The sequence below is a fragment of the Streptacidiphilus neutrinimicus genome (genome assembly GCF_000787815.1).
Lineage (GTDB): Bacteria > Actinomycetota > Actinomycetes > Streptomycetales > Streptomycetaceae > Streptacidiphilus > Streptacidiphilus neutrinimicus.
The window spans coordinates 115,006-128,937 of sequence record NZ_BBPO01000002.1; the positions used below are offsets into that span (position 1 = coordinate 115,006).

At 71.8% G+C, this 13,932-nt stretch carries 16 protein-coding genes; 10 read left to right on the top strand and 6 right to left on the bottom strand.

The annotated features are described in order from the left end of the window. Window positions 1-38: 38 nt before the first annotated feature. On the top strand, window positions 39-1,139 hold the full coding sequence (locus TR48_RS01915; RefSeq protein WP_042364029.1) for a calcium:cation antiporter: 1,101 nt from the start codon (window positions 39-41) through the stop codon (window positions 1,137-1,139). Between the two features lie 225 nt (window positions 1,140-1,364). Here the strand turns inward: TR48_RS01915 and idi are convergent, their stop codons facing one another. Beyond that, window positions 1,365-1,931 carry an isopentenyl-diphosphate Delta-isomerase gene (gene idi / locus TR48_RS01920; protein ID WP_042364030.1) on the bottom strand — a complete coding sequence of 189 codons (567 nt, stop codon included), beginning with the start codon at window positions 1,929-1,931 and terminating at the stop codon, window positions 1,365-1,367. A 205-nt stretch (window positions 1,932-2,136) separates the two neighbouring features. On the opposite strand from idi, the gene TR48_RS01925 reads away from it, so the two are divergent. The 7 genes from TR48_RS01925 to TR48_RS01955 all read left to right on the top strand — a co-directional run bounded on the left by TR48_RS01925 (window position 2,137) and on the right by TR48_RS01955 (window position 7,347). Further along, complete coding sequence (locus TR48_RS01925; RefSeq protein WP_042364031.1) at window positions 2,137-2,892, top strand: phosphocholine cytidylyltransferase family protein; 756 nt, start codon at window positions 2,137-2,139, stop codon at window positions 2,890-2,892. Continuing rightward, window positions 2,880-3,941 (top strand): iron-containing alcohol dehydrogenase family protein, encoded by a 1,062-nt coding sequence (locus tag TR48_RS01930; RefSeq protein ID WP_042364032.1) that lies wholly within the window; start codon window positions 2,880-2,882, stop codon window positions 3,939-3,941. Before TR48_RS01925 ends, TR48_RS01930 begins: the two co-directional genes overlap by 13 nt. Window positions 3,942-3,954: 13 nt before the next feature. Continuing rightward, a complete protein-coding gene (locus tag TR48_RS01935) occupies window positions 3,955-4,743 on the top strand; it encodes a CDP-alcohol phosphatidyltransferase family protein (protein WP_042364033.1) in 789 nt (262 codons plus the stop codon). Window positions 4,744-4,748: 5 nt separating this feature from the next. Further along, entirely contained in the window at window positions 4,749-5,636 is an 888-nt protein-coding gene (locus TR48_RS01940) for a glycosyltransferase family 2 protein (RefSeq protein ID WP_174501661.1), read from the top strand. 75 nt (window positions 5,637-5,711) lie between these two features. Beyond that, on the top strand, window positions 5,712-6,260 hold the full coding sequence (locus TR48_RS01945; RefSeq protein ID WP_042364034.1) for a GNAT family N-acetyltransferase: 549 nt from the start codon (window positions 5,712-5,714) through the stop codon (window positions 6,258-6,260). A gap of 197 nt (window positions 6,261-6,457) precedes the next feature. Further along, window positions 6,458-6,859: an ArsR/SmtB family transcription factor gene (locus TR48_RS01950; protein ID WP_084728698.1), complete on the top strand. Its 402-nt coding sequence runs from the start codon at window positions 6,458-6,460 to the stop codon at window positions 6,857-6,859. Then, window positions 6,856-7,347 carry an SRPBCC family protein gene (locus tag TR48_RS01955; protein WP_042364035.1) on the top strand — a complete coding sequence of 164 codons (492 nt, stop codon included), beginning with the start codon at window positions 6,856-6,858 and terminating at the stop codon, window positions 7,345-7,347. The genes TR48_RS01950 and TR48_RS01955 overlap by 4 nt, the downstream gene beginning before the upstream one ends. 92 nt (window positions 7,348-7,439) lie before the next feature. Here TR48_RS01955 and TR48_RS44855 read toward each other — a convergent pair whose 3' ends face one another. From TR48_RS44855 to TR48_RS01985, 5 genes are all read right to left on the bottom strand, one after another. Next, complete coding sequence (locus tag TR48_RS44855; protein ID WP_052442337.1) at window positions 7,440-8,405, bottom strand: glycine betaine ABC transporter substrate-binding protein; 966 nt, start codon at window positions 8,403-8,405, stop codon at window positions 7,440-7,442. A 71-nt stretch (window positions 8,406-8,476) separates the two neighbouring features. After that, window positions 8,477-9,217: an ABC transporter permease gene (locus TR48_RS01970; RefSeq protein WP_201777080.1), complete on the bottom strand. Its 741-nt coding sequence runs from the start codon at window positions 9,215-9,217 to the stop codon at window positions 8,477-8,479. Further along, window positions 9,214-9,918, bottom strand: coding sequence for an ABC transporter permease (locus TR48_RS01975; RefSeq protein ID WP_236651966.1), 705 nt, complete (start codon window positions 9,916-9,918; stop codon window positions 9,214-9,216). Before TR48_RS01975 ends, TR48_RS01970 begins: the two co-directional genes overlap by 4 nt. A 50-nt stretch (window positions 9,919-9,968) precedes the next feature. After that, entirely contained in the window at window positions 9,969-11,159 is a 1,191-nt protein-coding gene (locus TR48_RS01980) for an ABC transporter ATP-binding protein (RefSeq protein ID WP_042364210.1), read from the bottom strand. Between the two features lie 210 nt (window positions 11,160-11,369). After that, window positions 11,370-11,714: a hypothetical protein gene (locus TR48_RS01985; RefSeq protein ID WP_042364037.1), complete on the bottom strand. Its 345-nt coding sequence runs from the start codon at window positions 11,712-11,714 to the stop codon at window positions 11,370-11,372. Between the two features lie 149 nt (window positions 11,715-11,863). On the opposite strand from TR48_RS01985, the gene TR48_RS01990 reads away from it, so the two are divergent. Both TR48_RS01990 and TR48_RS01995 read left to right on the top strand, forming a co-directional pair. Next, complete coding sequence (locus TR48_RS01990) at window positions 11,864-12,883, top strand: SMP-30/gluconolactonase/LRE family protein (RefSeq protein WP_084728699.1); 1,020 nt, start codon at window positions 11,864-11,866, stop codon at window positions 12,881-12,883. 111 nt (window positions 12,884-12,994) lie between these two features. Further along, a complete protein-coding gene (locus tag TR48_RS01995; protein WP_236651967.1) occupies window positions 12,995-13,879 on the top strand; it encodes an ABC transporter permease in 885 nt (294 codons plus the stop codon). The last annotated feature ends 53 nt before the right edge of the window (window positions 13,880-13,932 follow it).

Here is a 13,932-nt window from a genome sequence, read left to right on the forward strand (position 1 = left end):
GCGTCGGTCGGGAGGTCCGACTATGGCAAGCTCATCCCATGAGTGATCGTTTGCACCGGTTCACCCGACTGTGGACGGTCTTCGTCCCGGTGCTCGCGTTGCTCCTGCTGGTCGGCACCTGGGGACGCTCCCTCCCCGGCGGGGTCGTGGCGGTCGTCGCGGTCCTCCTCGCCGGCGCGGTGCTCGCCGCCGTCCATCACGCCGAGGTCATCGCCCACAAGGTCGGCGAACCCTTCGGCTCCCTCGTCCTCGCCGTCGCCGTCACCGCGATCGAGGTGGCGCTCATCCTCACGCTGATGGTGAGCGGACCGGTGAAGAACGCCAGCCTGGCCAGGGACACCGTCTTCGCCGCGGTCATGATCGCCTGCAACGGCATCGTCGGCGTCTGCCTGCTGGTCGCCTCCCTGCGGCACCGCTTCGCGATCTACAACAGCGAGGGCACCGGCGCCGCACTGGCGACGGTCGCGACCCTGGCCACCCTGAGTCTCGTCCTGCCGCGGTTCACCACCAGCACGCCGGGCCCGCGGTTCAACACCACCCAGCTCACCTTCGCCGCGCTCGCGTCCGTCACCCTCTACGGCCTCTTCGTGCTGACCCAGACCGTGCGGCACCGCGACTACTTCCTGCCGATGACGCGCGGCGGCGTGATCATCGAGTCGGAGGAGCACGCCGACCCGCCCAGCGCCCGCAAGGCCTACACCAGCCTGGGCCTCCTGGCCGTCGCACTGATCGCCGTCGTCGGCCTGGCCAAGGTCGTGTCGCCCACGATCGAGAAGGGCATCGCCGCAGCCGGCCTGCCCGCCTCCGCCGTCGGCGTCGTCATCGCCCTGCTGGTGCTCCTGCCGGAGACCATCGCGGCCGTCCGCGCCGCGAGCCGCGACCGGGTCCAGACAAGCCTCAACCTGGCCCTGGGCTCCGCGATGGCCAGTATCGGCCTCACCGTCCCGGCGGTCGCCGTCGCCTCCTTCTGGCTGAGCGGCCCCCTCGTGCTCGGCCTCGACCCGAGCCTCATGGTGCTGCTGGCCCTCACGGTGATCGTCGGCACCCTCACGGTCGTCCCCGGCCGCGCCACGCCGCTGCAGGGCGGCGTCCACCTGTCGATCCTGGCCGCCTACCTGGTGCTGGCCGCGAACCCGTGACCGCGAACCCGTGACACGGCTCAGGTTCCGGGGTCCGTCGTTTCGAGCGTCATCAAATCGTTTGCCCGCGGAGGGCCCCGGCGCGAAGACTGAGAGCGCGGCGGCCGCCGGGCGCACTCGGGGGAGTGCCCGGAGCCGCCGCACCCGAACAGCAACAGGCGCAGCAAAGGAGCCCCGGCCCGCTCGACGCGGGCCGGGGCTCCTTTGCGAAGCCGCACGGAAGGACTACCAGCCCGCGCCCGGGAACGCCGCGCGGACCGTCGGCAGCGCCGCGTCCAGCACCGTGCCGAACCACACCGAGAACGGCTTCTCCGCGCGCAGTGCGGCGAGCTCCGCCGCGCTCACGAACGCCGTGTCCGCGACCTCCTCCGGGTTCGGGGTGAACGCCTGGGCCGCCACACCCACGAACAGGTGGTTGTACTCCTTCTCCACCAGCCCGGACGCCTCGTCGGGGAGGTCGTACGTCACCGTGCCGGCAGCCTCCAGTCGGACCGGCGCCTCGCCGAGCTCCTCGGCCGTGCGGCGGGCGGCGGCGACGAAAGGCGGCTCGTCGGGGTACGGGTGCCCGCAGCAGGTGTTGGACCAGACCCCGGGGGAGTGGTACTTGCCGAGCGCGCGCTGCTGCAGCAGCATCCGCCCCTGCGCGTCGAAGAGGAACACGGAGAAGGCCCGGTGCAGTCGGCCGGGGGCCTGGTGCGCGGACAGCTTCTCGGCCGTGCCGATCGTCCGGCCCTGCTCGTCGACAAGTTCGAGCAGGATCTCGTCCGTCGTCGTCACGGTGGTGGTGGTCATGGATCACCTTTCGCGTCGGTCGCGCGGTTCTGCGGCAGCAACAGCGCCCTCTCGGGCCAGGTACAGTCTGCCCCAAAAGGCCCCCGCGACCGCTGTGGCTTGTCCCGCGACGTGGGGGTCCGCAATGATGATCGGCACGATGGGGTGGGGGCGAACCCTTCGTGAACGTACGTGAAACCGCACTGGCAATCCCTGGAGAATCCACATGATCGGCCTTGTTCCGGCCGCAGGCGCGGGCAGCCGCCTCCGTCCCTACACCGACACCCTGCCCAAGGCGCTGGTGCCGGTGGACGACGAGCGGACCATCCTCGACATCACCCTGCGCAACTTCGCCGAGGTGGAGATGCGCGACGTGGCGATCATCGTGGGCTACTGCGCCGACGCGATCCGTGAGCGCAAGACCGCGCTGGAGCGCCGCCACGGCGTCACCCTGCACCTGGTGGACAACCCCAAGGCCGAGACCTGGAACAACTGCTACACGGTGTGGTGCGCGCGCGACCTGTTCAAGGAGGGCGTGATCCTCGCCAACAGCGACACCATCCACCCGGCCTCGGTCGAGCGGACGCTGTTGGAGGCCAACGCCAAGCTCGCCGCCGAAGGCCGCCAGCCCGGCATCCTGCTCGCCCTCGACACGGTGAAGAAGCTCGCCGACGAGGAGATGAAGGTCACGGTCGACCCGGAGCTGGGCGCCCGCCGCATCACCAAGCTGATGGATCCGGCCGACGCCACCGGCGAGTACATCGGCGTCACGCTGATCAACCCCTCCGCCGCCGCCGACCTGGCCTCCGCGCTGCAGGCCACCTTCGAGCGCGACCCGCAGCTGTACTACGAGGACGGCTACCAGGAGATGATCGACCGCGGCCTGCGGATCGACGTCCAGCCCATCGGACAGGTCGACTGGGTCGAGGTGGACAACCACGACGACCTCGCGCGCGGCCGGGAGATCGCGTGCCGGTACTGACCCGACTGGTCCCCTCGCCCCTGGTGGTCGACGTGCGCTCCGGCGCGCTCGACCACCTCGGCGAGGTGCTGGCCAACCCCGGCATCGCCTCCACCGGCCGGATCGCCGTCGCCGTCAGCAACGGCTCCGGCGCCGCCATGCGCGAGCGCCTCGCGCCGCAGCTGCCCGGCGCGGCCTGGTTCACGGTGAAGGACGGCACGCTCGACGCCGCGGTCAAGCTGGCCGACCAGATCAAGGGCGGCCACTACGACGCGCTCGTCGGCCTGGGCGGCGGCAAGATCATCGACGTGGCGAAGTACGCCGCGGCCCGGGTCGGCCTGCCGGTCGTCGCGGTCGCGACCAACCTCGCCCACGACGGCCTGTGCTCGCCCGTCTCCACACTCGACAACGACGCCGGCCGCGGCTCCTACGGAGTGCCCAGCCCGATCGCGATGATCGTCGACCTCGACGTCATCCGGCAGGCTCCTGCCCGCTACGTCGCCGCGGGCATCGGCGACGCCGTGTCCAACGTCTCCTGCATCGCGGACTGGGAGCTGTCCCAGCGCGAGACGGGCGAGGCCGTGGACGGCCTCGCGGCCGCGATGTCGCGCACCGCCGGGGAGACGATCCTGCGCCACCCGGGCACGATCGCCGACAACGACTTCCTCGTCGCGCTCGCCGAGGCGCTGGTGCTCACCGGCATCTCCATGAACGTCGCGGGCAGCAGCCGCCCCGCCAGCGGCGCGTGCCACGAGATCAACCACGCGCTCGACATCCTCTACCCGGACCGCAAGGCGCAGCACGGCGAGCAGTGCGGCCTCGGCGCCGCATTCGCCACCTACCTGCGCGGCGACCTGCCGGTGGCCGCGCAGATGGTCGAGGCCCTGCGGCGGCACGGGCTGCCGGTGACGGCCGACCAGATCGGCTTCTCCGAGGAGGAGTTCGTCCAGGCCGTGCACTTCGCGCCGCAGACCCGCCCGGGCCGCTACACCATCCTGGAACACCTCGATCTCGCCCCCTCCGCCATCCGGGACGCGTACTTCTCCTATGTCAAAGACGTCTGCTCCTGACCGGGGCGCCGCCATGAACACCAGCAAGCCGACGCTCGCCGAGTTCCGCGCCGTCGCGCACCCGGAGGGCCTGCTGGACCGCCGTTCCGGCGAGCACTGGGCCGGCCGCCTCTACATGCGGCGGATCTCCTCGCGGGTGACCCGCCACCTGGTCAACGCGCCGGTCACGCCGAACCAGCTGACCTGGCTGATGATGGTCGCCGGCGTGCTGGCCGGGGCTGCGCTGCTGGTGCCCGGCCTCTGGGGCGCCGTGCTGGGCGCCCTGCTGATCCAGCTCTACCTGGGCCTGGACTGCGTCGACGGCGAGCTCGCACGCTGGCGCAAGCAGACCTCCACGACCGGGGTCTACCTCGACCGCGTCGGCCACTACCTCTCCGAGGCGGCCCTGCTGACCGGCTTCGGCCTGCGCGCCGCGGACCTGTTCCAGCAGCAGGGCGCCCGCGCCTGGCTGTGGGCGTTCCTCGGCACGCTGGCCGCGCTCGGCGCGATCCTGATCAAGGCGGAGACGGACCTCGTCGACGTCGCCCGGATCCGCCGCGGCCTGACGGCCGTCGAGGACTCGGCCTCGGTGCCGCGCGCGGCGGGCGTCGCCAAGGCCCGCAAGGCGGCGTCGGCGCTGAAGTTCCACCGTCTGATCGGCGGTGTCGAGGCGTCGCTGGTCATCCTGGCGGCGGGCATCGCGGACGCGGTTCACGGCGACCTGTTCTTCACCCGCCTCGCGGTGGCGGTCCTCGCGGCGATCGCGTTGCTGCAGACCGCGCTGCACCTGCTCAGCATCGTCCTCTCCAGCCGACTTCGGTGAGTGTCATGACAGATTCCAAGGAACTGAAGCTCGGCGCGGTGGTCATCACCCAGGGCACGCGCCCGGTCGAACTCAAGGCCCTCCTCGACTCCGTGGCCGCGCAGCGCGGCCCGGTCGTCGAGGTCGCCGTCGTCGCCAACGGCGCGCCGCTGCCGGAACTACCCGACGGTGTGCGCGGCGTGGCCGTGCCGGAGAACCTCGGCATCCCCGGCGGCCGCAACGTCGGCATCGAGGCCTTCGGGCCCGACGGCCGCGAGGTCGACGTCGTGCTCTTCCTGGACGACGACGGGCTGCTGCCGCTGGAGGACACGGCCGAGAAGCTGCGGGAGGCCTTCGCCGCCGACCCGAAGCTCGGCATCGTCTCCTTTCGCATCGTCGACGAGGAGGGCCTGTCGCAGCGCCGCCACGTGCCGCGCCTGCGCGCCTCCGACCCGATGCGCTCCTCGCGGGTGACCACCTTCCTGGGCGGTGCGAGCGCGGTGCGCTCGCAGGTCTTCGCGACCGCCGGGCAGTTGCCGGACGTGTTCTTCTACGGCCACGAGGAGACCGATCTCGCCTGGCGTGCGCTGGACGCGGGCTGGGAGATCGAGTACCGCTCGGACGTCGTGCTGCGCCACCCGCGCACGCTGCCCTCGCGGCACGCGACGTACAACCACAACATCGCCCGCAACCGCGTCTGGCTCGCCCGCCGCAACCTGCCGGCCCTGCTGGTCCCGGTCTACCTCGGCGTCTGGCTCCTGCTGACGCTGGCGCGCCGCCCCTCGGGCGAGGCGCTGCGCGCCTGGCTCGGCGGCTTCGCCGCCGGCTGGCGCCAGCCGGCCGGTCCGCGTCGGCCGATCCGCTGGTCGACGGTGTGGCGCATGACGAAGCTCGGCCGCCCGCCGGTCATCTGATCCGTTGTCGAGCCGGCTCCCGGTCTCCCCGAAAAGGGAGGCCGGGGTTGGTCGTCTCCGTGGCACAGTGGCCTCGTGATCACGCTGACGACCGACCGGCTGCTGCTCCGTCCTCCGGCGCAGGAGGACATCGATCCGCTGCTGGAGATGAACACCGACCCCGAGGTGATGCGGTACATCGGGGACGGCTCCCTCGGGCCGGTCGACCGGGAGTCGACCGCCGCGATCGTGTCGCGGGCGCGCGAGGGATGGGCCCGCAACGGCTTCGGCATGCTCTCCGTGATCACCCGGGATGGCGGAAAGTACGCGGGGTGGGTCACTCTCGCGGTGCCGAGGTTCCTGCCGCAGATCCTGCCCGCGGTCGAGATCGGCTGGCGGTTCCGGCGTGGCTTCTGGGGTCGTGGCTACGCCACCGAGGCGGCGGCGCCGTTGCTGGACTTCGCGTTCGCGGAGGCGGAGCTCGATCGGGTCGTGAGCATCCGTCACCCCGACAACCACCGATCCGGACGGGTCATGGAGAAGCTCGGCCTGCGCTTCGCCGAGGAGGCCGTCGTGCCTGCACACGGCACGCGGGTGCTCGTGGACGCGATCACGCGCGAGGAGTACGCCGCCACCAAGGGGTGACGCCTCCCAGCCGGCGGAGCGGATGGCCGTCGATCATGGTGCGCTGTATCTCCGCCCTGGGCCGGTCTGGCAGCGGAGGGGGAGCGGCGCGGTCCCGCCTTGAGCTGCATCTTCAACCCATCGGTTGACAATGTGCGGAAGGGGCGTAGCGTTGTTATCAACCAATCGGTTGAGAAAGAGGCCGGGAAAGGACGACGGTGGCCGAGGACCAGCTCTCCCGGGCGTTCACCGCGCTCGCCGATCCGACCAGGCGGGACATAGTGGCCCGGCTGTCACTCGCGGACGCCACGCCCGGCCAGTTGGCCGAGCCGTTCGCGATGTCGCTCCAGGCGGTGTCCAAGCACCTCAAGGTGCTGGAGGAGGCCGGGCTGATAAGCCGGAGCCGCGACGCGCAGCGCCGCCCGTGCCATCTGGAGACGGCCGTGCTCGACGAGATGACCGCCTGGGTCGACCGCTACCGGCGCAACGCCGAGGAGCGCTTCCGCCGCCTGGACGCCGTGCTGGCGGCCATGGACGACGACATGCACGACGACGCGCACGACACGCAGCACAACGACGAACACCAGCAGGACGAGGACGAAGGAGTGGCATCGCCATGACCACGCGACCGGTCCACGAGACCGCCATCGAGGCCGACCCCCAGCTGCCGACCATCCGCATCACCCGCGAGTTCGACGCCCCCGTCGCCAAGGTCTTCCGGGCCTGGATCGACCCGGAGCTGGTCGGCCGCTGGCTCGGACCCAAGGACCTCAGCACCGAGTTCGACATCTGGGAGCTGCGCACCGGCGGCCACTACCGCTACCGCCAGCTGCGCGGGGGCGAAGAGGTCGCCGCCTTCTACGGCTCCTTCCACGAGGTGCGCCCCGAGAGCCGCCTCGTGCAGACCTTCACCTACGAGGGCGTTCCGGACGGCGTCGCGCTGGACACCGCGACCTTCGAGGACCTCGGCGACGGCCGCACCCGAGTCACCGTCCTCTCCGTCGTCGAGTCCCTCGTGACCCGCGACATGATCCTGGCCAGCGGCATGGACCGCGGCGTGATCGAGGGCTACGAGCGACTGGACGACGTGCTGTCCGGCCTCGCCTGACGGGGCGCGAGGAGCCGGGCGGGGCGCGGGCGCCCCGCCCGGCGCACCCGCGCGCCAGGGCGTGCGCGGCCTCGGCCCCGTCGCCCCGGGCCTCAGCCGTTGTTCGCGAGGTCGGCGATCGTGACCAGGTGGTACTTGTCTGCCGTCGCCTTGGTGACCACGATCGCGTCCTTGTCCTGGGCGGAGGACTGGCCGAGGACGGTCAGCGGAGCCGGAACGGCCTTCTGCAGCGCCGCGTAGACGTCGGCGGACGAGACCGCGGTGGCCTTGGGGTCGAAGTACACCAGCAGCGCGCCGCTGTACTCGGGGATCAGGTCGATCGAGCCGTCCTTCAGGCCCGGGACGTAGGTCTCGCGGCTGCCGATGTTCAAGCGGGTGGTGACGCTGGCCCCCTGGGCCTGCAGCGCCTTCGCGTAGATCTCCGCGAGCAGGACGCTCTCCTGGAAGTTCGCCGAGCCGATCTTGACGGAGACGCCCTGCGCCGCCGTGCCGGTCTTGTTGAGGCCCTCCGCGGCCAGCCAGCCCTCGGCGACGGCAGCCGGGTCCTGCTTGTCGGTGATGACGTGGACGTCGAGCTGGGCCAGCGTGTTGGTGTCGAGCTTGTCCGAGACCGCCTTGAGGGTGGAGGTGACGCCCGGCGACGCCTTCGCCTTGTTGATCAGCGGCAGCACGTTCTGCGCGGCGTAGAGGTTCTTCGGGTCCTGCAGCACGACGAAGCCGTTCGCCGGGATCGAGGGGTCGGTGGTGAAGATGTCGCCCGCGTCGATCTGACCGTTCTTCAGCGCGTTGATGGTCAGCGGGCCGCCGGCGTCGAGGGTCTTGTAGGAGCCGAAGGTGACGCCGTAGACGCGCTCGAGGCCGGGGATGCCGTCCGTGCGGGTCTTGAACTCAGGCGAGCCGCCCAGGACCAGCTTCGAGGCGATGGTCGTGCCGCCGCCCGACGCGCTGCTGCCGCCGCTGGCCGAGAGTCCGTTCGAGCCGCTGCTGCCACTGCTGCCGCAGGCGGCGAGCGCCGTCGCGCAGACCGCGACGAGGGCTGACGTGAGTGCCTTCTTCATCGTTCGTTCTCCTGGGTAGTGGGAGCGGGGAGTCGGAGGAGTCGGGGGCGTGGGCGCCCCGAGGACGGGGGTCACGCGGTGTGCGTGGACGGCGGCGCGTCGGCCGTGGCGACCGGGTCGCCGACGAGCGTCCGCCGCGAGAAGCGGCCGGAGACGCCGCGCGAGACCGTGTAGCGCTGGGCGAGTGCCAGCACCAGGTCCGCGGCGACCGCGAGCATCGCGACCAGCAGCGCGCCCGCGTCCCGCTCGGCGAAGTTCTGGCTGGCCTGGCCGTCGTAGACGAAGCGGCCGAGGCCGCCGAGGCCCAGGTAGGCGGCGACCGTGGCCGTCGCGATGACCTGCAGCGTCGCGCTGCGCACCCCGGAGAAGACCAGGGGCAGCGCGTTCGGCAGCTCGACCCGGCGCACCACCTGACCGCCGCGCATGCCCATCCCGGCCGCCGCGTCCCGCACGGCCGGGTCCACGTTCTCGACGCCGGCGACGGTGCTGGCCAGGATCGGCGGGATCGCCAGCAGGATCAGCACGATCTCCGTCGGCAGGAGGTAGACGGTGTCGCCCCGGCCGTGGATGTGCGGGGCCAGCATCACGTAGAGCAGGATCAGCAGCCCGACCACCGGCAGCGCGCGCACGGCGTTGGCGACGGTGACCAGCCACCGGCCGCGCCCGGCGTGTCCGATCAGCAGCCCGACGGGCAGGGCCAGGGCGGTGGCGACGACCAGCGCGAACAGTGCGTACTGCAGGTGCGACCAGAGCTGGTCCAGGATGCCGCCCGAGGCGGTCCAGTTCCCCGGGTCGTTGAGCCACTGGATCACGAGCCGCTCACCGCCCGCCGCCACGGGGTCGCCAGCCAGGTGCCGCCGACCACCAGCAGGTCCAGCGCCAGCGCCAGCAGCACGCACAGCACGATCCCGAGGGTGATCGGCGGGTAGTAGGGGCTGCCGACCGAGAGCTGGAAGCCGGTGGTGAACAACTGGCCGAGGTTGGGCACGCCGATGGTGCCGGCCACGGCCACCAGGCTGACGTTGGCGACGACCGCGACGCGCACGCCTGCCGCGATCACCGGCACGGCCAGTGGCAGCTCCACCTTCAGCAGCCGTTGACGCCGGGTCAGGCCCATCGCCGTCGCCGCCTGCGCGACGTCGTCCGGCACCGCGCCCAGCCCGTCGGCCACGACGCGGACCAGCAGGGCGACGCTGTAGACGGTGAGGGCGACCGCGACGTTGATCGGGTCGAGGATCTGGGTGCCGAGGATGTCCGGCATCGCCACGAACAGCGCGATGGACGGGATCGTGTAGAGCAGTCCGGCCGCGGTGACCAGCGGCGGGTAGGTCCACCGGTAGCGGCGCGCCACCCAGCCGAGCGGGAGCGCGATCAGCAGCCCGGCCACCACCGGGACCGCGGAGAGCCAGGTGTGGTACCAGAGCCAGTTGAGCACCTCGTCGCGGTGGTCGTTGAAGTACCCGAACATGCCGAGCGGCGAGGAGTCCTGGGCCAGCGGTGCGACGGGCGGCAAGACGCGCGGGGCTACCCCCGGCGAGACGTGCGGGGAGACAGGGGACGGCATCAGACGACCTCACCGCCCTCCCCGTCGTCCCGCCCGACGTCGGTCTCGGCGTCGAGCCCGGCGTCGCGCGCCGGCGGTCGGCCGTCCGCGACGCGCTGCTGCTCGATCCGGGTGAGCACCTCGGACGCGGTGACGGTGCCGAGCAGTCGACCCGCGCCGTCGACGATCACCCCCCGACCGCTGGGGGAGGAGAGCGCGGAGTCCAGGGCCTCACGCAGGGTCGCCGTCTCGGGGGCGAGCGTGCCGCCGAGGTTCAGCTCCTGTGCGGTGACCGGGCCTGGCAGCGCCGCCTCCGGCAGCCGGTCGGTGCGCAGCCAGCCCTGCGGCCGGTCCTCGGCGTCGGTCACCAGCACCCAGCCGTCCTCGGCCGCGTCGCGGGCCTCACCCAGCCCGCCGCCGAGACGCACGGCGTGCTCCTTGCGCACCGGCAGCCGTCCCGCCTCGGCGAACCCGAGCGCGCGGTAGCCGCGGTCGCGCCCGACGAACCCGGCCACGAAGGCGTCCGATGGATCCGAAAGCAACTCGGCGGGCGGCGCCAACTGCGCCAGGTGCCCGCCGACCTGGAGCACGGCGACCCGGTCGCCGAGCTTGATGGCCTCGTCGATGTCGTGAGTGACGAACACGATCGTCTTGCCCAGCTCGCCCTGCAGCCGCAGGAACTCGTTCTGCAGCTGCGCGCGTACGACCGGGTCGACGGCGCTGAACGGCTCGTCCATCAGCATCACCGGCGGGTCCGCGGCCAGCGCCCGCGCGACGCCGACGCGCTGCTGCTGCCCGCCGGACAGCTGCGCGGGGTAGCGCTTGGCGAAGTGGGCGGGCAGCCCGACCCGCTCCATCAGCTCCAGCGCTCTGCGGCGGGTCTCCTTCTTGTCGCGGCCGAGCAGCTCGGGCACGGTCGTGATGTTGTCCAGCACGGTCCTGTGCGGGAACAGCCCGGCGTGCTGGATGACGTACCCGATACCGCGCCGCAGCTCGTGGGTGGGCACGGTGGCGGTGTCGCGGTCGTCGAGCCAGATCCGCCCGCTCGTCGGCTCGATCATCCGGTTGATCATCCGCAGGCTGGTGGTCTTCCCGCAGCCCGAGGGCCCGACGAGCACGGTGATCTCCCCCGACGGTGCGACCAGCTCCAGGCGGTCGACTGCGAGCGTGCCGTCGGGGTACTTCTTGCTGACGGACTCGAACCGGATCACGAGGCCGCCCCCCTTTCCCTTTCGGCCGGAGACACGTGCGGACACCATCGAACTGTCCGCGACCTCGTCAGCGCGGGCGGCGCGCTGGTGGATGTAGGCCGGACGGGTGAAGCGCACGCCAGGAAAACCGGAGGAGAGGGCGTTGCGGCCTGCGGCACGCTGGTACCGGTTAACCCCGCGCTCGGCTACGACGTGGTGGAGTGCTCGGGCTCAGTCGAGTGGCTGTTCGGGCGCCAGCAGGTGGGAGAGGTCCTTGACGATGTTGTTGCCCAGGTTCTGCGCGTTGAGGTCGGTGGCCGGGGAGTTGGTCACCGACACCGCGATCGAAAGGTCCTTGCCCGGGAGGTAGGCCATGACCGCCGCGTAGCCGGAGAAGGAGGGGTTCTGGACGACCCAGCCGTTCACCACCAGCACGGAGACGCCGTAGTGGTTCTCCTCGGTCTGCGGCAGGCAGACCGTCGCCGGGCACCGCTTGGTCGGCGTGCCCAGCCCGATGGTGCCCGGATCGAGCAGGGTCTTGGAGCCCTTGTACGAGAGCGTCTGCCATGTCGGCACCGTGTTCGAGAATCGGCGCAGGACACATCCGCATCCACTCCGACGGCGGACAGCGGCGGGCGTGGAGCGGCGGGGCTCGCCCCGGGCGCTGCGGCGCGGCATGATGTGCCGCGACAGCAGTCATCCGTCCCCGGCAAGGGGGAAGCAGCATGGCCCGGCAGGCCCTCCGACCGCAGGTGTGGACGCCGCCCCGACGAAGCGGGCGGGCGCGCGCGTGGAAGGGGTACCGCTCGCTGCCCGAGCTGACGCTCGTTCCGCTGTCGGGGCTGGGGCCGGAGGACGTCGTCCTCGACGCGCAGGGGCGGGTCCTGTGCGGGGTGGAGGACGGACGCCTGCTGCGGCTGAGCCCGGACGGCAAGGAGGCCGTGACCCTCGCCGACATCGCGCCAGGCCGCCCGGCCGGCCTGGAGGTCCTGCCCGACGGGCGGGTGCTCGTCTGCGACGCGCGCGCCGGTCGGCTGCTGCGCGTCGACCCGGACACCGGCGCCGTCGAGACGCTCGCGGACCGAGCGGGCGGCGAGCGGCTGCGGCTGGTCAGCAACGTCGTCGCCGCGGCGGACGGCACGATCTACTTCACCGAGTCCAGCCGCCGCTTCGGCATCGACGAGTGGCGTGCCGACATCCTGGAGCACTCCGGTACGGGCCGGCTGCTGCGCCTGCCGCGCGACGGCGGAGAGCCCGAGGTCCTGCTCGACGGGCTGCAGTTCGCCAACGGACTCGCCCTCGGCCCGGACGGCTCCTATCTGGCGATCGCCGAGACCGGGAGCTACCGCCTCCTCCGCTACCGGCTGACCGGCGACCGCGCAGGTCAACGGGAGACCTTCGTCGACCTGCCCGGCTTCCCCGACAACCTCGGCGCGGGCGCGCACGGCCTGCTCTGGATCGCGATGGTCGCCCCGCGCGACCCCCTGCTCGACCTGCTCCACCGCAGCCACCCGCTCGCGCGGCAGGCGCTGTGGCGGGTGCCGCCGCAGTTGCTGCCCGGGCCGAAGCCGACGGTGTGGGTCATCGCCGTCGACACCGCCGGGCGCGTCGTCCACGACCTGCAGGGGCCGAGTGCGGCGTTCCGCGCCGTCACCGGCGTCGCGGAGCACGAGGGCCGGCTCTGGCTCGGGACCCTCACCGAACCCGCCGTCGCCTCCTTCGACCTGGCGGCTGTTCGAATCTGACGTGTGCGAACCGGGCGGCCCGCCACCCGTCAGGGTGAGCGGAGGCGCGCGCCGCGCGCGGGCCGGGTGCACCCGTGAGAACGTCGGGGGGTGACCGGTGCAGTCGCTGACGTGACGGAGCGCGCCGACGAGGGCCTCGCCCCGGCCGAGCTCGCCGCCAAGTACGGCCTGACCCTGAGCGGCCGACGCCCCCCGCTGTCCCGGTACACCGCGGAGCTGTGGGCCCGCCGCCACTTCATCCTGGCCTTCGCCACGGCCCGCCTCACCGCGAACTACAGCTCGGCCCGACTCGGCCAGATCTGGCAGGTGATGACGCCGCTGCTGAACGCGGCCGTCTACTACCTGGTCTTCGGCCTGCTGCTGGAGCAGAACCGCGGCATCCCGAACTACATCGCGTACCTGTGCACCGGCATCTTCACCTTCCAGTTCACCCAGTCCGCGGTGCTGGCCGGCACCCGCGCCATCTCCGGCAACCTGGGCCTGATCCGCGCGCTGCACTTCCCGCGCGCCTGCCTGCCGGTGTCGATGACGATCCTGCAGCTGCAGGAGCTGCTGGTGTCGATGTCGGTGCTGGGTGCGATCATCCTGATCACCGGGGAGCCGCTGACCGCCAAGTGGCTGCTCGTCATCCCGACGCTCTTCCTGCAGACCGTCTTCAACGCGGGCCTCGCCCTGCTGCTGGCGCGCTGGGGCGCCAAGACGACGGACCTCGCCCAGCTGATGCCGTTCATCATCCGCACCTGGATGTACATGTCGGGCGTCTTCTGGAGCGTCCAGTCCCTCAGCGCCCACATCCCGGCCTCGGTCCGGACCCTGCTCTACCTCAACCCGGCACTGATCTTCAACGAGCTGATGCGCTACGCCCTGATGGCCTCCGTCCCGGCGAGCAGCCTCAGCCCGCACATCTGGGCCACGGCCCTCGGCTGGGCGATCGTCGCCGGCGGTGTCGGCTACCTCCACTTCTGGCGCGCGGAGGAGGAGTACGGGCGCGGCTGACACGAGCGGCGTGCTTCAACTGCGACAGTTCAGGCGGGCGCTGACCCTGGTCT